Raw genomic sequence first — 20,336 nt, forward strand, 5'->3', positions numbered from 1 at the left:
GGCGGGACGGCCTAGGGGCGCTGCTTGAGCTGGGCGTGGGCGTCGCGCAGCATCTTCTCGGTGGTGTCCCAGTCGATGCAGCCGTCGGTCACCGAGCAGCCGTATTTGAGCTCGCTGAGGTCCTGCGGGATCTTCTGGTTGCCGCCGACGATGTTCGATTCGATCATCACGCCGACCAGCGAGCGGTTGCCGTGGACGATCTGGTTGACCACGTCGGCCATCACCAGCGGCTGCAGCTCGGGCTTCTTGTAGCTGTTGGCGTGCGAGCAGTCGACCACCAGGTTGGCCGGCAGCTTGGCCTTGTCCAGCGCCTGCTCGGCGATGGCGATCGAGACCGAGTCGTAGTTGGGCCGGCCGTCGCCGCCGCGCAGCACGACGTGGCCGTAGGCGTTGCCGCGGGTGCGTACGACGGCGACGTTGCCGGCGCTGTTGATGCCCAGGAAGGAGTGCGGGTGGGCCGAGGACAGGATGGCGTTGATGGCGATGCTGATGTCGCCGTCGGTGCCGTTCTTGAAGCCGACCGGGGTCGACAGGCCGGACGACATCTCGCGGTGGGTCTGCGACTCCGTGGTGCGGGCGCCGATGGCGGTCCAGGCGATCAGGTCGCCCAGGTACTGCGGCGAGATCGGGTCGAGCGCCTCGGTGGCGGTGGGCAGGCCCAGCTCGCAGACGTCGAGCAGGAACTGGCGCGCCTTCTCCATGCCGGCGTCGACGCGGAAGGAGTCGTCCATGTCCGGGTCGTTGATGTAGCCCTTCCAGCCGGTGGTGGTGCGCGGCTTCTCGAAGTACACGCGCATCACCAGCAGCATGGTGTCGGCCACCTCGGCCTGCAGTTGCAGCAGGCGGCGGGCGTAGTCGAGGCCGGCGACCGGGTCGTGGATCGAGCACGGCCCGACCACCACGAACAGGCGCTTGTCCTTGCGGTCGATGATGTTGCGCAGCGCCTCGCGGCCCTTCATCACGGTGGCCGAGGCGCGCTCGGTCAACGGCAGCTTGGCGTGCAGCGCGGCCGGCGTCGGCATCGGCGCGAACGAGGTGACGTTGATGTTTTCGATGTCTGGGGAGATCATGGTTCTCTGCTTCTCTATCTACAATGATGGCGCAATGTTTGCGTCGGGGGATTCATAGTGTAGCTGAAATGCAGCATTTTGGCCTCGACAGTGGCCCGCTTGGCCGGCCCGGCGCGGCTTTTCGGCCACGCGCGTTTCCACGCGGAAAGCCTTTTGCCGGCGGGCGAAGCGCCGTCGACGCTGGGCTGGAAGGTGTGGCCGGTTTGCGTGTAAGCTGTCGGGCATGACGACACTCCACGACCCCTTCCCGGCCGCCCGCCTGATCAAAGAGATCGGCCGCGGCAAGAACGGCGCGCGCAGCATGACGCGCGACGACGCCCACGACCTGTACGCCGCCATGCTGGTCGGCCGCGTCTCCGACCTCGAGCTGGGCGGCGTGCTGCTGGCCATGCGCATCAAGGGCGAGTCGGTGGAGGAGATCGCCGGCTTCCTCGACGCCGCCGAGGCCTGCTTCGCGCCGCTGACGGCGCCGCCGGGCCCGTTCGCGCCGGTCTGCATCCCCAGCTACAACGGCGCCCGCAAGATGGCCAACCTGACGCCGCTGCTGGCCATGTTGCTGGCGCGCGAGGGCGTGCCGGTGCTGGTGCACGGCGTGGCGCGCGACGCCGGCCGGGTCGCCTCGGCCGAGGTGTTCGAGGCGCTCGGCGTGGCCGCCGCGCAGGACCACGCCGAGGCGGAGGAGGCGCTGGCGCAGGGCCACGTCGCCTTCATCACCATCGACAAGTTGGCGCCGCCCTTGGCGCACATGCTGTCGCTGCGCCGCATCCTCGGCGTGCGCAACTCGACCCACACCCTGGTCAAGATCATGCAGCCCTTCGCCGGGCCGGCGCTGCGGCTGGTCTCCTACACCCACCCGGAATACCTGGAGATGCTGGGCGAGTACTTCACCACGGCGGCGCTGCACGAGCGCGGCGACGCCTTCCTGATGCGTGGCACCGAGGGCGAGACGGTGGCCAACGCCAACAAGGCGCAGCAGATCGACTGGTTCCACGGCGGCCTGCGCAGCATGCTGGTGCCCAAGCAGACCCAGGTGGGCGCGCTGCCGGCGCTGCCGGAGGAGCGCGACGCCGCCACCACCGCCGCCTGGATAACCGCCGTGCTGCGCGGCGAGGTGCCGGTGCCGGAATCGATCGCCGAGCAGGTGGCGCAGTGCCTGCTGGTGTCGCGCACGCTGCAGTCGCGCCAGCGCGTCAGCGAGCCGCTCGAATAGCCCCCCTTTTACGGGCGCGCAGCCAGGGCGAAGGTCACGATTTCCCACTGTGACAACCATTGCTCGGTTTGCTCGCAGCGCAGCTTGATGAGCCGCTGTATCCGCGCCTGGTGCTGTGCAAGCGGGTACGCGAAGATCGGTTCGTGGTGGGCAATACGGTTGCGGAAACCCCGCAACGCCTCCATGTCGTCGTACAGCATCTTCCGGGCGGTCGACACTTTCAGCGGGAAGGGGAGGAACGGGAACACGGTATTCAAGTGTGCGTTCCAAATATGCTGGTCTTGACCTGCGGTGAACAGCTTGCACCAAAAGCCAAACTTCAATTCAGCGATAACCTTGCCGGTGGAACCAATGGGAATGCCCTTCCGGGCTAATTGCAGTTCGCCCTTGTACCACTTGGACAGCGTGCGCTCGAAACCAGCGTCCCAAGGCCAGCTGCTGCCATACTTAAGCTCGAGTGCATGTGAGATTGCATTTCTAATAACAATTTCACAAACGTGCAGAGCCGAGAAGAAGGCACCAGAAACTAGGGCGTTCCAGGCGTAGATGTCAAGCGCTGTCGCTTCAGCCCCAAAACCTGTTGCACTGAAATACGTCCCCATCCTCGCCGGAGAAAGGGTGGATGTGATGACCGTGATTTGGTGTGATGAGAGTGCCATGTAAACCTTGCTTCTGAAAAAATGGTGCATGTTCACGAAAGGGGATATAATTTTTGCTGTGAGTTCTGGGACTTGTTGGCGTGAGCCTCCCCCCAGAAACAAGAGAGTTAGAATGGCCCACTTCGGTGGGCCATTCGCATTCTGGCCTCAAATTTTTGTTGCCCCATCTCCTCCCCCCCCCTGATTGGCTGGACTGGGGCGGCGCTGGCGCTGGCTGCGGCATGGCGGCTGCAACCTTGGCTGCTGCTGCATCGCGCTCGGCCTGCCACGTGTCTTGAACGCAAATCGTCTGCATTGCGATAGGCAAGATGCGAGGAATGCTGATGTATCCGGCGTCACGTTTGCGGCTCCACACCCAGAAATCAGGCCAGCCTGGAAAATGCAGATCCATTTTCTGCTGCGCCCGTTCCGTCATCTTCATGCGAACAGCCTGTACTTGCTTTACGTTGGTCATAATTGTCTCGCTCTATTCGATGTCAGTATCATCGGTCGGAATTGGTGGGGCGGTTCTGTCGTGTCACGGCTATCGACTCAATCTCATCACCGAACGTTCAGTATCGAGGTGACGGAGATCCGTGCAATGTTCAGCGGCCAGCTCGAACCGAAGCGCATGGTCAAGATCCGCGAGCGCATGCTGGCGGCGGGTTTGCCGATGTGGGCCGTTATTGCCGTTGGCGCAAGTCATGCGTGCATGGAATGCGAGCTGGTGCCGTCGATTGCAAGCTCATTTGCAGGCAGTGTGAACATGCGCGCCCAGTCGTTTGCAATTCATTCGAGCCGAAATCGGTGTCGAATGCGAGCATGGCCGTTTTCGAACGCAAACCTTCCGAATAGCGCCTGCCCAGCGCCGGCCGGCGGCCCCGGCGGCAAAGCCGTTTACAATCACGCCTTTGAAACAGTGCAGGTGCGGGGTTGAATATGGCAAAACAGTTTGATGTGGCGGTAATCGGGGCGGGCGCGGCCGGCATGATGTGCGCGGCGGTGGTCGCGCAGCGGGGCAAACGCGTGGTGCTGATCGACCACGCCGGCAAGCTGGCCGAGAAGATCCGCATCTCCGGCGGCGGCCGTTGCAACTTCACCAATATCAACGCCGGGCCGCAGAACTTCCTGTCGCAGAACCCGCACTTCTGCAAGAGCGCGCTGTCGCGCTACACGCCGCAGGACTTCCTCGCGCTGGTGAAAAAATACCGCATCGGCTACCACGAGAAGCACAAGGGCCAGTTGTTCTGCGACGAGTCCGCCGAGCTGATCATCGAGATGCTCAAGGACGAGTGCGCCGCCGGCGACGTGCACTGGCGCATGCCGTGCAAGGTCGAGGCGGTCGAGCGGATCGACGGCGGCGGCTTCACGCTGCGCACCGACAGCGGCGACATCGAGGCCGACAGCGTGGTCATCGCCACCGGCGGCCTGTCGATCCCGAAGATAGGCGCGACCGACTTCGGCTACCGCGTCGCCAAACAGTTCGGGCTGAAGCTGGTCGAGCCGCGCCCGGCGCTGGTGCCGCTGACCTTCGACGACGCCAGCTGGGCGCCGTTCGCCGCGCTGTCGGGCATCGCGCTGGAGGTCGACGTCGAGACCGGCTCGCTGAAGGGCCGCAACCCGAGCGGCGCGCGCTTCCGCGAGGACCTGTTGTTCACCCACCGCGGCCTGTCCGGCCCGGCGATCCTGCAGATCTCCAGCTTCTGGCAGCCCGGCACGCCCATCGTCGTCAACCTGCTGCCGGAGATGGACCTGGCGCAGACCTTGATCGAGGGCAAGGGCAGCATCAAGAAGCAGCTCGGCAACGTGGTGTCGCAGTGGCTGCCGACCCGCTTGGCCGAAGGCCTGCTGCAGGCCCACGGGCTGGCGCTGGACGCCCGCCTGGCCGACCTGCCGGACGCCGCGCTGCGCAAGCTGGGCCTGGCCGTCAACCAGTGGACCATCGTGCCGAGCGGCTCGGAGGGCTACCGCAAGGCCGAGGTGACGCGCGGCGGCGTCGACACGCGCGAGCTGTCGCAGCAGACCATGATGGCCAACAAGGTGCCGGGCCTGTACTTCGTCGGCGAGAGCGTCGACGTCACCGGCTGGCTGGGCGGCTACAACTTCCAGTGGGCCTGGGCCTCGGGCGTGGCGGCGGGGCAGGCGGTCTAGGCGCTCCAAGGCGGCCCGGCAGCGCCCGGCGGGCAGCGCCGACTGTTGCGCCGGCGCCGCTTCGTTTGCCTGGTTTGCCAACGGAGTCGGCGGCGGCCCGCATTGCTGCTATAATTTCCCTTCGGAGAGCGAACCCAGTCGCCGCAAACATGCTTGGCGACGCGGATATTCCGCCTGGTCCAGCGACGTTGTTTTCACGACGAAATGCGCTTTCCAGGCCGGTTCGGCTGCCAGACCTCTTCCATTTCTGGCAAAAAGCTGCTACTATCTCTCTCTTCCTATAAATCAACGGTTTGAATTTTTACATGACCACTATTCGCCTTAAAGAAAACGAGCCGTTCGAAGTCGCAATGCGTCGCTTCAAACGCACCATCGAAAAAACCGGTCTGCTGACCGAACTGCGCGCACGCGAGTTCTACGAAAAGCCAACGGCTGAGCGCAAGCGCAAGCTGGCAGCTGCAGTCAAGCGCCACTACAAGCGCATCCGCAGCCAGCAACTGCCGAAAAAATTATTCTAAGACTGTTCATTCAGAACAGGCCCCGGTAGTACGGCGCATTGGCCGCCACGGGTTGTGTTCTGTTTCGTTTGGATGCGGTTCCGTCCAAATGAGTCGCCTGCCCGCTCCGGTTCGCCGCAGCGGGTTTTCGCATTTATAACGCATTAATATTGTGATTCATATTGTGTCATTCCAGGAGAAAACGATGGGCTTGAGAGAACAAATCACCGAAGACATGAAAGCCGCGATGCGCGCCAAGGAAACCGGCAAGCTCAACACGATCCGCCTGCTGCTCGCCGAGATCAAGCGCAAGGAAGTCGACGAGCGCATCGAAGTCAACGACACCCAGGTGGTGGCGATCGTCGAGAAAATGATCAAGCAGCGCAAGGATTCGATCACCCAGTTCGAAGCCGGCGGCCGCGCCGACCTGGCCGACATCGAAAAGGCCGAGCTGGCCGTGCTGGTGGCCTACATGCCCGCCGGCCTGTCCGACGAGGAGGTGGCCGCCGAGGTGGCCGCCGCCGTGGCCGCCTCCGGCGCCACCGGTCCGCAGGACATGGGCAAGGTGATGGCCATCGTCAAGCCGAAGCTGGCCGGCCGCGCCGACATGGGCGCCGTCTCGGCCCTGATCAAGAAGGCCCTGGCGCCGGCCTAAGGCAAGAGCGCCGGCGTCCCGAGCCCAAGCTGCGGCGGAGTCGAGGGTCAGACCCTAGGGTCTGACCCTGGTCCTTGCCCTTGTGGGTTGCTGCCGTCCCCCGCGCCACACTCTGCGCCGGATCAAGTCCGGTGCGGGGTGCGGCGGTATAGTCTGATCCATAACAAGACCGCCCAGCCAAGTGATACCACAATCCTTCATCTCCGACCTGCTGAACCGCGTCGACATCGTCGACGTCGTCGGCCGCTATGTGCAGCTGAAAAAAGGCGGCGCCAACTTCATGGGCCTGTGCCCCTTCCACAGTGAAAAATCGCCCAGCTTCACGGTCAGCCCGACCAAGCAGTTCTACCACTGCTTTGGCTGCGGCGCGCACGGCACCTCGATCGGCTTTTTGATCGAATACTCCGGCATGGGCTTCGTCGACGCCGTCAAGGATTTGGCGCAGAACGTCGGCATGGTGGTGCCCGAGCAGGACGACAAGATTCCGCCGGCCCAGCGCGCCCAGATGCAGGCGCACAGCATGGCGCTGACCGAGGCCATGACGCACGCCTGCGACTTCTACCGCGGCCAGTTGCGCGGCGCCGCCGGCGCCATCGCCTACCTGAAGAACCGCGGCCTGACCGGCGAGATCGCCGCCCGCTTCGGCCTGGGCTTCGCGCCTAGCGGTTGGGACAACCTGCGCTCGGTGTTCCCCGACTACGAGGCGGTGGTGCTGGCCGAGTCCGGCCTAGTGATCGACAAGGTCGACGAGGACGGCGGCAACCGCAAGCGCTACGACCGTTTCCGCGAACGCATCATGTTTCCGATCAAGAACACCAAGGGCCAGGTGATCGCCTTCGGCGGCAGGGTGCTGGACCACGGCGAGCCGAAGTACTTGAATTCCCCCGAAACGCCGCTATTTTCAAAGGGCTTCGAGCTGTACGGCCTGTTCGAGGCACGCCAGGCGATCCGCGACGCCGGCTACGTGCTGGTGACGGAGGGCTATATGGACGTGGTTGCGCTGGCGCAGATGGGTTTCCCGCAGGCGGTGGCGACCTTGGGCACGGCCTGCACCACCAACCACGTGCAGAAACTGTTGCGCCAAACCGACACGGTGATCTTCAGCTTCGACGGCGACAAGGCCGGCCGCCGCGCCGCCCGCCGCGCGCTGGAGGCCTGCCTGCCGCACGTGTCGGACAACAAGACGATCAAGTTCCTGTTCCTGCCGACCGAGCACGACCCGGACAGCTATGTGCGCGCCAACGGCGCCGAGGCCTTCGAACAGGAGATCCACGACGCCATGCCGCTGTCGCAGTTCCTGCTCAAGGAGGTGTGCGGCGAGCATGATTTGAACGGGCCGGAGGGCAGGGCGCGCGCCCAGTTCGACGCCAAGCCGCTGCTGCAGGCGATGACGCCGTCGTCGCTGCGCCTGCAGATCGTGCGCGGCCTGGCGCAGTTGACGCAGAGCTCGCCGTCGGAGATCGAGGTGCTGTTCGAGCTGGCCAAGCCGGTCGCCGTGGCGCGCAAGGCGCCGCCGCGCAGCGGCCGGCCGGTGCCGGTGGGGCTGGAGCTGCAGATCGTGCGCCACCTGGTGGCCCATCCGCCGCTGGCGCTGGACATCGACGAGGCGGCGCTGGCCAGCTTCGCCTATTTCGGCGCCGAGCCGGCCGAGCGGCTGGCGCAGCTGGTGGCGGCCGGCCAGTCGCTGGGCCAGCACGGCGGTTTTGCGGCTTTCGCGCAACATTTGAAGTCGCAGGGCGCCGAATACGACGAGATCATCAGCGAGATCGTCAAGGAGCCGGAGTCGGACTTCGACGCCGTGCGGCTGTGGTTGAAGGGGGCGATCCGCCAGATCAAGATGGACGCGCTGAAGCAGGAGTTGAGCCAGTTGTTCGCCGCCGGCCTGTCGTCCGACGAGATCGGCGTGCGCTACCGGGAAATCACCTCGCAGCAAGACCAATTGCTGCGCGAGGCCGAGGCCGAGCTGGCCAACCGCTAACTGGCATGGGGCAGGGGTGAAAATGGTGCCCGGCGCCACCTCCTCTCGCCCCCTGGAAATTGCAAAACAGCGTGCTATAATAAAACGCTAAGTGTTGTGTTTTTTGGCATTGTTTTTTAATTCAGAATTTGTATTTGTTTTCAGTAAGTTAGGCTCTTGATCGGCGCAGCAAGGCGGCGTCGGCGGCTGGGGCCAGCTTTGGTTTAGACGGCGCGGGACCGCTCGCCGTCGATGGCGGCAGTTCTGTCCGCCTGTAAGCCACTCATGGTTCTCGCCCCCACTCGCGCGTCAAATGCAGTAGAATTTCTGCCAAAATCGGTCCGAACGGGACCAGGTAGGGATCTGTTGCGGTCGCGGATCGTGCCCAACGAGGTGTAAGTAGTCGTAGTAATGTCGAGCGTGCGCAGTCGGCAGGTTCGAAGACGTAGGCCCCAAAAGGGCCGCAAGAAACTTTATCCTAATAAGCAAGTCGTTGTGTAATCGAAAGCGCCTGTGCCAATCAAGAAACCTGAATCCAATGTGGCTGCCAAGCCCAACAAAGTGACCAGCCAAGCCGCGAAAACCGCGGACAAGGCGGAAACGCGTGTCGCCAGCAACCCGCCGTCGGTCAGCCAGACCACCGACGCGGCCACCTTGGCTGCGATCGACACGTCGGGATACGTATTGCCGTCGGTGAAAGTGCCGGGCCGGCGCGGGCGCAAGCCGAAGGAATTCCAGCCGGAAAACGACGAAGTGGCCGCGCTCAACGCGGTCGAGCGCGCCGAGCTGAAGGCGGTCGACAAGGCCAAGGCCAAGGACCGCAAAGCCAAGGAAAAGGCCCTGCTGAAGGACGCCTTCTCGTCCGACACCGAGGCCTCCGAGGAGGAGCTCGAGCGGCGCCGGCAGAAACTCAAGACCCTGATCAAGTTCGGCAAGGAGCGCGGCTTCCTCACCTACGCCGAGATCAACGACCATCTACCCGAGAACATCGTCGATCCTGAAGCGATCGAGGGCATCATCGGCACCTTCAACGACATGGGCATCGCCGTCTACGAACACGCGCCCGACGCCGAGACGCTGCTGCTGTCGGACAACGTGGCCACCGTCACCAGCGACGACGAGGCCGAGGCCGCCGCCGAGGCGGCGCTGTCGACGGTCGACTCCGACTTCGGCCGCACCACCGACCCGGTGCGCATGTATATGCGCGAGATGGGTTCGGTCGAGCTGCTGACCCGCGAGGGCGAGATCGAGATCGCCAAGCGCATCGAGGACGGCCTGAAGGACATGATCCAGGCGATCTCCGCCTGCCCGGTGACGATCGCCGAGATCATCGCCGCTTCCGAGCGCATCCGCGCCGAAGAGATCAAGATCGACGAGATTGTCGACGGATTGGTCGACGAGAGCGAAGGCGAGCCGGCCGCCCCGGTGGCCGCCCCGGCGGCCAGCGAGGACGACGAGGAGGAGGCCGAGGAAGAGGAAGCCGAGGAAGAGGAAGAGGAAGAAGCGGCCAGCGCCTCGGGCGCCGCCGGTTTCTCGGCCGAACAACTGGAGGCGCTGCGCACCACCGCGCTGGAGAAGTTCGACGTCATCTCTCTGCAGTTCGACAAGATGCGCAAGGCCTTCGAAAAGGACGGCTACAACTCCAAGGCCTACGTCAAGGCGCAGGAGGCGATCTCGCACGAGCTGCTGGGCATCCGCTTCACCGCCAAGGTGGTCGAGAAGCTGTGCGACACCCTGCGCGGCCAGGTCGACGAGGTGCGCCACATCGAGAAGCAGATCCTCGACGTGGCCGTGAACAAGTGCGGCATGCCGCGCGCCCACTTCATCAAGGTGTTCCCTGGCAATGAAACCAATCTGGACTGGGTCGACGGCGAAGTCGACGCCGGCCACGCCTACAGCGCCATCCTGGGCCGCAACATTCCGACCGTCAAGGAGTTGCAACAGCGCCTGATCGACCTGCAGGCGCGCGTCGTGCTGCCGCTGCCGGACCTGCGCAACATCAACCGCCAGATGGCGGCCGGCGAAATGAAGGCGCGCAAGGCCAAGCGCGAGATGACCGAGGCCAACCTGCGCCTGGTGATCTCGATCGCGAAAAAATACACCAACCGCGGCTTGCAGTTCCTCGACCTGATCCAGGAGGGCAACATCGGCCTGATGAAGGCGGTCGACAAGTTCGAGTACCGCCGTGGCTACAAGTTCTCGACCTACGCCACCTGGTGGATCCGCCAGGCCATCACCCGCTCGATCGCCGACCAGGCGCGCACCATCCGCATTCCGGTGCACATGATCGAGACGATCAACAAGATGAACCGGATCTCGCGCCAGATCCTGCAGGAGACGGGCGCCGAGCCCGATCCGGCGACGCTGGCGATCAAGATGGAAATGCCGGAGGACAAGATCCGCAAGATCATGAAGATCGCCAAGGAACCGATTTCGATGGAGACGCCGATCGGCGACGACGACGATTCGCACCTGGGCGACTTCATCGAGGACAACAACACCCTGGCGCCGTCCGACGCGGCGCTGCACGCCTCGATGCGCGGCGTGGTCAAGGATGTGCTGGACTCGCTGACGCCGCGCGAGGCCAAGGTGCTGCGCATGCGCTTCGGCATCGAGATGTCGACCGACCACACCTTGGAAGAGGTCGGCAAGCAGTTCGACGTGACGCGCGAGCGGATCCGCCAGATCGAGGCGAAGGCGCTGCGCAAGCTGCGCCACCCGTCGCGCTCCGACAAGCTGAAAAGCTTCTTGGAAGGTAACTAAGACTTGACTAGAGCCCGTGCCAGCCTATATCCTCGCGAGTTCGTTTCAGTAACGAGCGCGTCGGAGGATAGGTTGGTACGGTCCCAGCGCAGCAGTACAAAACTGGGCCTCTAGCTCATGCTTGGTTAGAGCAGCGGACTCATAATCCGTTGGTGCCGTGTTCGACTCACGGGAGGCCCACCAATAAAATCAAGGGGTTAGCGTATTCGCTAACCTATGTGCAAGCCTACGCCAGCGCGAGTGCAAGCAAGCGGGTCTTGACAGTCACGGTTCATGTTCAGCCAATCAAAAAAGGAAGCTCCGAAGAGCATCCTTTCTGCAACTAAGAGTTGAGCAAGCGACGACGAATCAAAGCTTCCAAGTCGCGGCGCGTATGAGCAATCATATGAACATAGACAGTATCGTCGTGTCCGCGCTCGATGATGATACGATTCTGACCGGCCAAGAGTTGACGGTGAGTCGTCAAATGAAGGTCTTCCAGCTCTGGCACAAAGGTGCCTTTGGTTTTCCACTCTTGGATAGAATTGACCTCGGCCAAAATCTCTTGAGTCACCTTCTTAACGAAGGTAGCGGATTGGTTCACTTTGAGGTGTTCACGAATGTCTTGTAGGTCGTTCAGGGCGTATTGAGTCCAAATGATTTTCATTTGTGTAATCAGCTTTCGTTGTCTTCCGCTTCCAGAAGAGCGACAACATCATCATGATCAATTACTTTGCCTTCTTCAATCTGCTTTCTGCCGAGAGCCAAAATCCGAAGCATAGCAAGTTGGTCTTGAGTCTTTTGATAGCTAACGGGGTCTTGAACAACGGCCTGAACTCTGCCATTGACGGTAATCGCCACCGGGTCATGGGTCTCCAGCACTTGCTTGACCACATCGCTAGTGTTCGTCTTCAAGTAGCTAATGGGTTGAATGTTTGAAAAATTCATACCGCCCTCCGTCAAAGTTGGTAAGAGATGATAGCACGGCGCGACTAAATTAAGTGCTTAATTTGGTACGACGCCGTCCTCGCCTAGTTTCCGACGGAAGACTTTGGCTGCTGGGTTCCGGTCACGTTTTGTGCTTCATCCTGCCGCTAACGGCAAACATCTGCCTGCCGTCACTGCGATATTTCCCATGGATTGAAAAGGGCCACTCCCGTGGGTCTAAAATCAGCGACGTTGCGCGTGACCACCGTCATGCCGTGCACAAGGGCGGTTGCCGCGATGAGTGCATCGCGTTCGCCGCGTTTGTCGGGTATATGCAGCCGGGCGCAGCGTTGTGCCACGGCGGTATCGATAGGCAGGGTGCGTCCGGAGAACTCGGGCAATACGTGCTGCTCTAGCCACGAGCGCAACATGGCCCCCTGAGCGGCGTCCTTTCGCTCAATCGACAGCACGCCAAGCTCCAGTTCCATGATGGTGATGGCCGACACAAAGAGGTCGGCGGCATCGACACTTTCCGCCCATGCCGTCACGTTCGTATCGGCCGTACCAAGCCGCACCTTACGCAGTTCGGACACCACGTTGGTGTCGAGAACAAACATCACGAGAAGTCAGCCGGCCGAGTGTCGACGAGCACACGCGGCGCTTCAAACTCGATGTCGGCAGTACCCGGCATGGCCAGCGCATCGGCAATGTTGCGCCGCTGCTTGGTGAGCCGCTGATAGTGCTCAAAGCTCATCAGCACATGGGCCGGTCGGCCGCGATCGGTGATGAACACCGGCCCGTTGTTTGCGGCACGTTTTGCCTCGCTCGCCCCTTGGTTGAACTCGCGGCTTGATATGGTGGTAATGGTCATGGCGACACCCTTGCATGCCTAGATAATGTAGTGATGTTACTACTCCGGTCGGGCGGGTGCAAGCGTTTGGGCGCTGACCGCCGCAGAGCATGTACGGCCGGTATTTCTTGCATTCGCGTGGCGAATGCGATCCTCCTTGGCTTCCCAGCGTAAAATACGCCAACTGAAGCGGAACGTTGTTCGTTCCGTGGTTGACCCCGTCTTTTGTGGCCTTGAAAAAATGATTCTTCTAAAAGTTCCGTTCTCGGAAAAAGACCAGGCAAAGGCGCTCGGCGCACGCTGGAACGCCGACCGCAAGGCTTGGTACGTGCCCGACGGGCAAAACGCCAGCGCCTTCGAGCGTTGGCTGGACCCTTCGCAGGAGGTCGGCACGCTGGGCAAGGCGATCGGTTCCTTGAACGCCAAGTCGGCCAAGTCGGCCAAGCCGGCCAAGGTGGATAGCTATACCGGAAAGCAGATCGTCGGCGCCCACTATGTTGAGTTGAAACACGATTGCGCTCCATTCAGCGAGTGTGCCGAATGTCAGTCCGTGCTGCTGGCTTCGGGGTGGATCGCCGCGCACAATGCGGTTGGGAAAACGTTGGAAGCAATCAATCATCTGCGATAGCGAGATAGCGGCCACCATGCTGTAGTGGCCCAGCTGAGAAGACCACGCAACGTTGGTTTGCGCGGCGACAAGACAAGAGGGGGATGCGTGAGGCGAACGCATCTCCCTCTTGTCGTTTTGGGCCGGCGCCTCCCGCCGCTTTGGACATCTGCTTGATTCATCACAAACGCAGCTCCGACACCTCTCGCACCGCATTGCCGTCGACCGCGCTCACAGGCACACTGCAAATTGTTTTGCCTAATTTCTCACTCTCTTTTTCAAATAAGCAACAGCCTTCCGACTGTGCGGAGTGCGGCGTTCGCTTGCGTTTGGCGCCAACTCCACGCTTTTCTAACGAAATACATGGGAAACATGCTCATCCGTCTTGTTTCTAGTATTGCCCGTTAGACACACGTTGCCATAAGTGCTATTATCCTCCGGAAATATTGATTTATGGAAATTTTAATAAAATCTAGACAAGAGGGGTGATTGATGGCGAATTGCGGAAAATGCGGCACCGCGAACAAGGACGGCACGAAGTTCTGCAAGGCCTGCGGCAGTGTGCTTGCCGCGCAAGATGCCCTCTCGGTGGCGAATTGCCCCGACTGCGCCGGCAGCTTGCCATCCGGCGCGAAATTCTGTAAGAAATGCGGTTGTGCCGCGCCGTCGGCGCCGCTCTCGACGGTGTCACAGGAGGTTCTTCCGGCCAGCCTCCCTCCGGTCTGGCCGGCGCCGCTGGGTCCAGATCAGAATAGTGTCGTCGCAGCATCTCCGGTTGACACGGGCGCGGCGAATTGCCGTAGTTGTGGCCATCCACTAGTCGTCGGTGCGAAATTTTGCAAGAAGTGTGGAACCACTGTGAGTGTGGACGCAGCGACGAAGCCGGTAGAACTAGGCAAGCCGAGTTTGCCACCAGCGGCAGTTGCCTTCGCTGCGACCGCCTCCGATGTTGCCGCCACCGCCGAGTCGCACTATTTGCAGTCCGCACCCGCACCCGCACCCGCACCCGCACCCGCACCCGCACCCGCACCCGCACCCGCACCCGCACCCGCACCCGCACCCGCTCCCGCCCCTAAGCCTGAAATCGCACCAGAACACGTGGCGAAGACGGTATCGTCCGGTGCCCCAGCGGACAACAGGCTGAAGGTCACTGCAATCGTGCTCGCGGCGCTGGTGACGGTGGCCGGCGCAGGTGGGGGCTATCTGTGGTGGAGCGGCCAGAAGGCACCCGGCACGGTGGCCGTGCCGGATGCGCCGACCGATGCCGCCGCATCCGTCCCGGCCGATACTGGCGCGGCTGCGGCGGAAAGCTCGGCACCGGCTGTTCCGGCAGCACCCGCCAGCCCAGCACCTGTCGCCGTGCAAGAGGAAATCCCGGCCCCTGCGCCGGCCCCGGCTCCCATCCCGGCGCCCGTCGTCAAGCCGGCACCGACCGTCGCACCCAAACCGCTGGCCTTGGCCAAGCCCTTGCCGCCTGCGGCGCCGGCGCGCGTCGTGCCGAGTCTGGCCGACGGTGCCGCCGCCGACGGTTTGGCGCGCAAGGTTGGCGCCTTGCTGAGCCGGGCCGACGGTTACATCTCCGCCCGCCAGTACGACAAGGCGATCGCCACGGCGGAGACCGTTTTGCTGCTGGAGCCGCGCAACGGCGCCGCCACGGCGCTCATCGAGCGGGCCAAGACTCGGCAAATGGAAGCATTGAAATCCGGCAGTTCGATCGACTAACCCACAGGACACATTATGAACATCCAGAAAACCATCCTTGCCGTCTGCGCCGGCAGCTTGTTGCTCAGCGGTTGCGCCACCACCGGCGGCGAATCGGCCGGCGGGTCGAGCAATAGCGACACCGCCATGCGTTGCGCCGCCTTCGGCGCTGGCGGCGCGCTGCTGGGCGCCTTCCTTGGCGGCAAGAGCGGCGCCGTGAAGGGCGCCGTGGCCGGCCTGGCCGCCTGCGCCGTCGTCGAGATCGCCTCGCGCCAGACCAAGTCCTCCGCCGAGGTGGACCGCCAATACCGGGTGAGCAACCGCAACCAGTTGCCGCCCAACGCCAAAATCGATTCCTACTCCACCCTGGTGACCCCCAACGGCATCGTCAAGGCGGGCGACGCGATCAAGATCCAGTCGACCATCCGCGCCGTGTCCGGTGCGAACGAGCCGGTGCAGGAAATCCGCGAAGTGCTGATCGCCTACGCGCCGACGGGCGAGGAGTTCAAGCGCGGCGAGAAAAAAGTCAACGACAGCGCCGGCAGCGGCGAGTACGACAACAGTTTCACGCTGCGTTTGCCGCAGGGCGCGCCGCAGGGCATCTACCGCTTGAAGACCCAGGTGTTCCTCAACGGCCGTCCGATGATCGCCAAGGAAACCAATATGCAGGTGGCCGAGTTGTCCGGCGCGCGCACTCTGGCCTCGCTTGACCGCTGAGCCACTCCATTCGACCTCTTACAGGAACCATTATGACCACAGCCGCTCCATCCGGATCGAACTCCTACGCTCTACTTCGCGCCGCCGAAGCCGTCACCAATTGGCGCGCACTGGCGATGAGCGCCCTGGCCGGTCTCGCCTTTTTCCTGTTCCTGGCCCTGAGCGGCTGGCTGGCCAAGAGCAGCGTGTTGTTGGGCGGCCTGTTTTTCCTGCTCTCGCTGGTGCTCGGTCTGGTCGGCTACTCGTCCGTTGGCATCGTCCTGATGCGTCGTTCCCAGGGCCAGGACATCGGCCTGGTCGACGCCTTCCTGCAGGCGCTGTTCACCGTTCACCGCTTGTTGGGGCTGGCCGTACTGTTGTTCCTGGCCTTTGTCGGCTTGGCCCTGGCGACCTTGCTGGTGTTGGCCGTGTGTAAAATTCCCGGCCTCGGACCCTTGGTCTACAGCGTCGCCTTTCCTATCTTGACGGTGATCCTGGGGCTGACCACGGCCGGCATGTTCTACGTGGTGATGCCGCTGGCGGCGCCGGCCATTTGGTCCGGCAACACGATCTGGGAAACTGCGGCGCGCATGCTGGTGATCGTGCGCCAGCGTTTGCTGCCGGTGATTACCCAACTGGTCATCCTCTCGCTGCTGGTGCTGTTCCTGTCCGGCGTGGTGACTTTTGTGCTGATGACCGGCTATATGACGACGCTGGGCTTGTCCTCGGCGGTCGGCATCAACGCCTCCGGTAACGCGATGGGCATGGTCCAAAGCATGATGCTGGGCGGTATGGGCGGTATGGGCGGTATGGGTGGCTTGGGCGGCTTGGGCGGCTACGGCATGGACGGCGCGACCTCTTATTTCGGCGCCTTCGCTTTTGCCACCGGGCTGCTGTTCACCGTGGGCATGATCATTCCTTTCCTGACCTTCATCAACGGCACTTGCCTGATCTATTTGCAAACCATTGAAGGCCTGCACTTCGATGCTGCCGAGGAGCAGTTGCGCGGCCATGTGGACGAGGCCAAACGACGCGCGCAGGAGGCGCGCGAGCGCGCCAGTGCCAAGTTGCAGGAGGTCAAGGCGGCGCAGCGTGCGCCGCAGGAGGCCGCGCCGACCGCGCCGGCCGCGTCGGTCGCACCAGCCGCAGCGGCTACGCCGGCCGCCACCGCGCGCGCCTGCGCCAGTTGCCACGCGCCGTTGGCGGCGGACGATGTTTTCTGCGGCGAATGCGGGGCCAAGAACCCGCTGTAGTCGCCCGGCCTTGGCAGTGCGCGCCGGCGCGCCCTTGATGGGCGGCGCCGGCGCTCCGTTAACCACCTTCATTTCACACGAGTGTCTATGAGTTACGAATTCAACCCGGACAACCAGGTCTTCGAATTTCCCAATCCGTACAAGGTGGAGAATCTGGCCCTGCTGTTGTCCGGCGGCTTGATGATCCTGGTGGGCATCGTCATCATGCTCGGTATCCGCGACAACATCGCGCGCGGCCTCGACGGGCGGGCCTTGGCCGTGGTGGGCATCGCCGCCAGCCTGCTGTTTTTCGGCATCGCGCTGTTGGCGCGCGCGTTCACCCAGTTGCGCTATTTCTTCGGCCGCAACCGGCCCGACAGCCTGGCCGCCACGGTGGCGCCGGAGCAGGACGGCGACAGCCAGCGGGCGGCCTACTACAAGGAAACGCTGCGGCAGAACGCGCTGACCTTCAACGAGCCGTCCGGGCCGCTCAACGGCCTGCTGTACGCCTGGTTGCCGCATTTGATCTTCGCGCCCAGGGTGATCCAGGCGTCGGCGCAAACCCAGTTCAACAATTTCCTCGCCTTGAGCGCGACCTTTCTCAGCTTCCTGCTGTGCTGGTTGATGTTCGGAGCCGGTCCCTTGAACGGCTGGATCGGCCTGGCCTACGGCGCCTTCGCGTTCGTCCAGATCATGCGGCCGATGGTGCAGCGGGGCAACGGCGGCGGCGTCACCGAGGCCGCCAACGTCGGCATGGGCGGGCTGGTCAGCCTGATCGTGCTGGCGGTGCTGGGGCCTGTGTTGCTGGGCCTGCTGTCGCCGCATCTGCCGGCGCTGGACGGTATTTCGATCAACGGGGTGGTCTGCGGCGCGCTGCTGTGCACGCTGCTGGGATGCGCCGTTTTCGGCCTGGCGCTGAGGAGGCAGTTGCAGCCGCCGCCGCAGGCCGTCGGCGCCGCGCGCGTCACCGAGACGGTGACCATGAACGCCCATCCGAACAAGCTGGTCGAGGAGCTCGACCGCATGCTGATGGGCCGTTGGTACAGCAATATTCCGAACCGGCGCTACACGCGCCGCTCGCCGCAGATCCAAGGGCGGCAGGGCCAGTTCACGGCCGAGTTGCTGGAGGAGAGCCAGCCGCGTCCGCTACCCAACCGCATCGCCACCGGCGTCGGCCACGCCTTGTCGCAGCCGCAGTTCTTTTGGCTGACCTGCCTGACCGGGCTGGCGCTGGTGTATCTGGTCGCCGGCACCGCCGGCGCCTTCGTCGCCGCGCGCGACATCGTGGCCGCCGCGCCGGCCTCGACGACGCTGGCGTTTTCGCTCAGCCAGTTCATCATCGGCGTGTTCTGCTACCGCGCCGCGCACGTGCTGTGGGGCCGCTTCGACTTCGTCTCGGAGTTGATCTGGGTCGACATCGGCGGCAGTTTCGAGTCCGCCGACGTGCGCGTCGGCAACCAGCTGTCCGGCAACGTGCAGACCAGCAAGAGTGTCATCAATGTCGAGTCGATGACGATGCGTGTCTGGGTGTCCGAAATCGACACCGTGATCTTCGGCAAGGACGCCCAGCGTCAGTTGATCGGCATGCGCGGCCTGCCCGGCGTGGCCGATGAGCTCGCCGCGTCGTTGAAACAGTTCGGCGAAGCGCGCTCGATGGTGGTTGCGCCGAGCTCGGCGCAGGACTTCGAACGTGCGCAACAGATCGGCGTGATGGCGCAACTGGTCGGTGGCGCCAGCGCGGCGGGGCTGTTGCCGGCGGCGCCGGTGGCGGCCGCCGCGCTGGCGTCGGCGCTCGGGGCGCGGCAGTTTTGCACCGGCTGCGGCACCGGCCTGGAACCCGACGCGAGTTTTTGCGGCGAATGCGGGAAACCGACGGCGAACTGAGCGCGCCGGCGCGGCCGGCGCGGCCGGGGCCGCCCGGCTCCGCCGGCTAGCGGACCCCGCCCGCCGCGATCGCCTTGATCGCCGGCAAGTCGAGCACCTCCAGCTCGCGCGGCGCCACCCGCACCAATCCCTCCCGCTTGAACTTGGTCAACTGCCGGCTGACGCATTCGCGCGTGACGCCGAGGTAGTTGCTGAGGTCCTCGTGCGTCATGCGCAGCTGGAACTTGTCGATCGCATAGCCGCGCGCCTCGTAGACCGAGGCGGCGCGGACGATCAGCGTGGCCAGGCGCTGGCGCGCCTTCATTTTTCCCAGCAGCAGCACGACGCTCTGCATGCGGGCGATCTCCTCGCCGACCATGCGGTGGAATTGCTGGCGCAGCGCCGGCATCTTGGCCAGCAGCGCCTCCAGGTCGGCGAAGGGCAGCTCGCACACCGCGCAATCCTCCAGCGCCACCACTTCGCAGCTGTGCACGCCGCTGGCGATGGCGTCCAGCCCCAGCAGTTGTCCGCTGAAGTGGAAGCCGGTGACCTGCTCGCTGCCGTCGCGGTTGATGCGGTAGGCCTTGAATTGCCCCTCGCGCACGGCGTACAGGCTGGCGAACGGCGTGCCGGTGCGGTACAGCCGCTCGCCCTGGGCAAGCGGGAAACGGCGGCCGACGATGCGGTCGAGCTTGTCCACGTCGGCCGTGCCGAGTTCCATCGGCAGGCAGAGTCGGCGCACGGCGCAGTCGGCGCAATGGATGGCGGACGCCGTTGGTGTTGCTTCTTGCGGCATGTTTTCCCGGGTGGTTGGGCAAGAACGGGTGTTCTTGCCTAACTAACATGGGGCGGCGCGGCGGCAAGCACAATACTGGGTGGGAAAATATTTATCCCTGGAATTGCGGGGCCGATGGCCTGATGGCCTATTCCGCCGGCGTGCCGATGAATTCGTCGCGCTGTTCGGCCAGGGCCGAGAAGGCCTTGAGCTGGGGGAAATGGTCGGCTGCGACCAGCGTCGGCATCATCATCTGGATGAAGTTCCATGCCACGGCGATGGTCACTTCGGTATTGCCGAACGGCTGGCCCGGCGTCGGCAGGGGCGCGGTGGTTAGGTCGGCCTCGAGCGCGCCGCAGGCCGCCAGCAGTTGCTCGCTGACGCGCGCCAGCCAGGGCGTGTACTGCTTGTCCTCGGGACGCTTGTGTTCGTAGACGATCTGCACGGCTTTTTCGGCGGCGGCCAGCGCCAGGCCGGTCAGCCGGCAGGCGCGCAGGCGCGCCTCGGCGCCCTCCGGCTGCAACTTGGCGCCGGCCGGCGTCAAGTGGGCCAGGTAGTCGATGATCAGCGTCGAGTCCATCAGGATTTGGCCGTTGTCGAGCACCAATGTTGGCGCCTTGACCACGGGATTGATCTGTTTGAATTGCTCGTAGGTGCTGAAGACGGAGATCGACTGGTGTTCGAAGTCGAGCTTGAGCAGCTTGAGGCAGATGGCGACGCGGCGGACGTAGGGTGAGTCCAGCATTCCGATCAGTTTCATTGTTT

At 63.6% G+C, this 20,336-nt stretch carries 20 protein-coding genes, 1 tRNA gene and 1 pseudogene; 14 read left to right on the forward strand and 8 right to left on the reverse strand.

The genetic code is table 11. From position 1 onward, the window contains the following. Positions 1–11: 11 nt before the first annotated feature. The gene (locus tag BM252_RS01970) at positions 12–1,070 is read right to left on the reverse strand and encodes a 3-deoxy-7-phosphoheptulonate synthase (protein WP_093382883.1); all 1,059 of its coding nucleotides are present in this window, start codon (positions 1,068–1,070) and stop codon (positions 12–14) included. Between the two features lie 223 nt (positions 1,071–1,293). On the opposite strand from BM252_RS01970, the gene ybiB reads away from it, so the two are divergent. Beyond that, on the forward strand, positions 1,294–2,280 hold the full coding sequence (gene ybiB / locus BM252_RS01975; protein ID WP_093382886.1) for a DNA-binding protein YbiB: 987 nt from the start codon (positions 1,294–1,296) through the stop codon (positions 2,278–2,280). Between the two features lie 8 nt (positions 2,281–2,288). Here the strand turns inward: ybiB and BM252_RS01980 are convergent, their stop codons facing one another. After that, entirely contained in the window at positions 2,289–2,939 is a 651-nt protein-coding gene (locus tag BM252_RS01980; protein ID WP_139236238.1) for a hypothetical protein, read from the reverse strand. Between the two features lie 379 nt (positions 2,940–3,318). On the opposite strand from BM252_RS01980, the gene BM252_RS30830 reads away from it, so the two are divergent. The 7 genes from BM252_RS30830 (at position 3,319) to BM252_RS02010 (ending at position 11,124) form a co-directional block, all read left to right on the forward strand. Further along, complete coding sequence (locus tag BM252_RS30830) at positions 3,319–3,855, forward strand: hypothetical protein (RefSeq protein WP_174900383.1); 537 nt, start codon at positions 3,319–3,321, stop codon at positions 3,853–3,855. A 2-nt stretch (positions 3,856–3,857) separates the two neighbouring features. After that, positions 3,858–5,069 (forward strand): BaiN/RdsA family NAD(P)/FAD-dependent oxidoreductase, encoded by a 1,212-nt coding sequence (locus tag BM252_RS01985; RefSeq protein ID WP_093382891.1) that lies wholly within the window; start codon positions 3,858–3,860, stop codon positions 5,067–5,069. 305 nt (positions 5,070–5,374) lie between these two features. Next, complete coding sequence (rpsU, locus tag BM252_RS01990; protein ID WP_008451879.1) at positions 5,375–5,587, forward strand: 30S ribosomal protein S21; 213 nt, start codon at positions 5,375–5,377, stop codon at positions 5,585–5,587. Between the two features lie 184 nt (positions 5,588–5,771). Continuing rightward, complete coding sequence (locus BM252_RS01995; protein WP_093382894.1) at positions 5,772–6,221, forward strand: GatB/YqeY domain-containing protein; 450 nt, start codon at positions 5,772–5,774, stop codon at positions 6,219–6,221. Positions 6,222–6,402: 181 nt separating this feature from the next. Next, entirely contained in the window at positions 6,403–8,199 is a 1,797-nt protein-coding gene (gene dnaG / locus BM252_RS02000; protein WP_093382896.1) for a DNA primase, read from the forward strand. 492 nt (positions 8,200–8,691) lie between these two features. Then, positions 8,692–10,941, forward strand: coding sequence for an RNA polymerase sigma factor RpoD (gene rpoD, locus BM252_RS02005; RefSeq protein WP_093382899.1), 2,250 nt, complete (start codon positions 8,692–8,694; stop codon positions 10,939–10,941). Between the two features lie 104 nt (positions 10,942–11,045). Beyond that, a tRNA-Ile gene (locus BM252_RS02010) sits at positions 11,046–11,124 on the forward strand. Positions 11,125–11,263: 139 nt separating this feature from the next. Here the strand turns inward: BM252_RS02010 and BM252_RS02015 are convergent. The 4 genes from BM252_RS02015 to BM252_RS02030 all read right to left on the reverse strand — a co-directional run bounded on the left by BM252_RS02015 (position 11,264) and on the right by BM252_RS02030 (position 12,718). Next, complete coding sequence (locus BM252_RS02015) at positions 11,264–11,587, reverse strand: type II toxin-antitoxin system RelE/ParE family toxin (RefSeq protein ID WP_093382902.1); 324 nt, start codon at positions 11,585–11,587, stop codon at positions 11,264–11,266. 8 nt (positions 11,588–11,595) lie between these two features. Then, a complete protein-coding gene (locus BM252_RS02020; protein WP_093382905.1) occupies positions 11,596–11,868 on the reverse strand; it encodes a type II toxin-antitoxin system Phd/YefM family antitoxin in 273 nt (90 codons plus the stop codon). A 170-nt stretch (positions 11,869–12,038) separates the two neighbouring features. Further along, complete coding sequence (locus tag BM252_RS02025) at positions 12,039–12,467, reverse strand: type II toxin-antitoxin system VapC family toxin (protein ID WP_217429857.1); 429 nt, start codon at positions 12,465–12,467, stop codon at positions 12,039–12,041. Continuing rightward, on the reverse strand, positions 12,464–12,718 hold the full coding sequence (locus BM252_RS02030; RefSeq protein WP_093382910.1) for a type II toxin-antitoxin system Phd/YefM family antitoxin: 255 nt from the start codon (positions 12,716–12,718) through the stop codon (positions 12,464–12,466). Before BM252_RS02030 ends, BM252_RS02025 begins: the two co-directional genes overlap by 4 nt. A 187-nt stretch (positions 12,719–12,905) precedes the next feature. On the opposite strand from BM252_RS02030, the gene BM252_RS02035 reads away from it, so the two are divergent. The 6 genes and pseudogenes from BM252_RS02035 (at position 12,906) to BM252_RS02060 (ending at position 18,817) form a co-directional block, all read left to right on the forward strand. After that, a complete protein-coding gene (locus BM252_RS02035; protein WP_245774036.1) occupies positions 12,906–13,325 on the forward strand; it encodes a DUF5710 domain-containing protein in 420 nt (139 codons plus the stop codon). A 471-nt stretch (positions 13,326–13,796) separates the two neighbouring features. Continuing rightward, a pseudogene (locus BM252_RS32165) lies at positions 13,797–13,946 on the forward strand (double zinc ribbon domain-containing protein); the annotation flags it as partial. Positions 13,947–14,402: 456 nt separating this feature from the next. Next, positions 14,403–15,026: a flagellar basal body-associated FliL family protein gene (locus tag BM252_RS31545; protein ID WP_245774037.1), complete on the forward strand. Its 624-nt coding sequence runs from the start codon at positions 14,403–14,405 to the stop codon at positions 15,024–15,026. A 15-nt stretch (positions 15,027–15,041) separates the two neighbouring features. Beyond that, a complete protein-coding gene (locus BM252_RS02050) occupies positions 15,042–15,722 on the forward strand; it encodes an alpha-2-macroglobulin family protein (RefSeq protein ID WP_093382917.1) in 681 nt (226 codons plus the stop codon). Between the two features lie 32 nt (positions 15,723–15,754). Continuing rightward, positions 15,755–16,954, forward strand: a complete 1,200-nt coding sequence (locus tag BM252_RS02055) for a hypothetical protein (protein WP_093382920.1) — start codon at positions 15,755–15,757, stop codon at positions 16,952–16,954. Positions 16,955–17,041: 87 nt separating this feature from the next. Beyond that, positions 17,042–18,817, forward strand: a complete 1,776-nt coding sequence (locus BM252_RS02060) for a zinc ribbon domain-containing protein (RefSeq protein ID WP_093382922.1) — start codon at positions 17,042–17,044, stop codon at positions 18,815–18,817. A gap of 46 nt (positions 18,818–18,863) precedes the next feature. Here BM252_RS02060 and fnr read toward each other — a convergent pair whose 3' ends face one another. Continuing rightward, positions 18,864–19,592 (reverse strand): fumarate/nitrate reduction transcriptional regulator Fnr, encoded by a 729-nt coding sequence (gene fnr, locus BM252_RS02065; protein ID WP_093382925.1) that lies wholly within the window; start codon positions 19,590–19,592, stop codon positions 18,864–18,866. Positions 19,593–19,719: 127 nt separating this feature from the next. Next, positions 19,720–20,331, reverse strand: coding sequence for a glutathione S-transferase family protein (locus BM252_RS02070; RefSeq protein WP_093382927.1), 612 nt, complete (start codon positions 20,329–20,331; stop codon positions 19,720–19,722). Positions 20,332–20,336: the final 5 nt, after the last annotated feature.

It is taken from the genome of Rugamonas rubra (assembly GCF_900114705.1).
GTDB classification, from domain to species: domain Bacteria; phylum Pseudomonadota; class Gammaproteobacteria; order Burkholderiales; family Burkholderiaceae_D; genus Rugamonas; species Rugamonas rubra.

Bases quoted from the DNA above. Each gene is read 5' to 3' on its own strand.
- BM252_RS02015 (WP_093382902.1), bottom strand. From the start codon at position 11,587: ATGAAAATCATTTGGACTCAATACGCCCTGAACGACCTACAAGACATT.
- BM252_RS02055 (WP_093382920.1), top strand. From the start codon at position 15,755: ATGACCACAGCCGCTCCATCCGGATCGAACTCCTACGCTCTACTTCGC.
- BM252_RS01970 (WP_093382883.1), bottom strand. From the start codon at position 1,070: ATGATCTCCCCAGACATCGAAAACATCAACGTCACCTCGTTCGCGCCG.
- BM252_RS02070 (WP_093382927.1), bottom strand. From the start codon at position 20,331: ATGAAACTGATCGGAATGCTGGACTCACCCTACGTCCGCCGCGTCGCC.
- rpsU (WP_008451879.1), top strand. From the start codon at position 5,375: ATGACCACTATTCGCCTTAAAGAAAACGAGCCGTTCGAAGTCGCAATG.
- fnr (WP_093382925.1), bottom strand. From the start codon at position 19,592: ATGCCGCAAGAAGCAACACCAACGGCGTCCGCCATCCATTGCGCCGAC.
- BM252_RS30830 (WP_174900383.1), top strand. From the start codon at position 3,319: ATGCAGATCCATTTTCTGCTGCGCCCGTTCCGTCATCTTCATGCGAAC.
- BM252_RS02020 (WP_093382905.1), bottom strand. From the start codon at position 11,868: ATGAATTTTTCAAACATTCAACCCATTAGCTACTTGAAGACGAACACT.
- BM252_RS01980 (WP_139236238.1), bottom strand. From the start codon at position 2,939: ATGGCACTCTCATCACACCAAATCACGGTCATCACATCCACCCTTTCT.
- BM252_RS02030 (WP_093382910.1), bottom strand. From the start codon at position 12,718: ATGACCATTACCACCATATCAAGCCGCGAGTTCAACCAAGGGGCGAGC.
- BM252_RS02060 (WP_093382922.1), top strand. From the start codon at position 17,042: ATGAGTTACGAATTCAACCCGGACAACCAGGTCTTCGAATTTCCCAAT.
- BM252_RS01995 (WP_093382894.1), top strand. From the start codon at position 5,772: ATGGGCTTGAGAGAACAAATCACCGAAGACATGAAAGCCGCGATGCGC.
- BM252_RS02050 (WP_093382917.1), top strand. From the start codon at position 15,042: ATGAACATCCAGAAAACCATCCTTGCCGTCTGCGCCGGCAGCTTGTTG.
- BM252_RS01985 (WP_093382891.1), top strand. From the start codon at position 3,858: ATGGCAAAACAGTTTGATGTGGCGGTAATCGGGGCGGGCGCGGCCGGC.
- ybiB (WP_093382886.1), top strand. From the start codon at position 1,294: ATGACGACACTCCACGACCCCTTCCCGGCCGCCCGCCTGATCAAAGAG.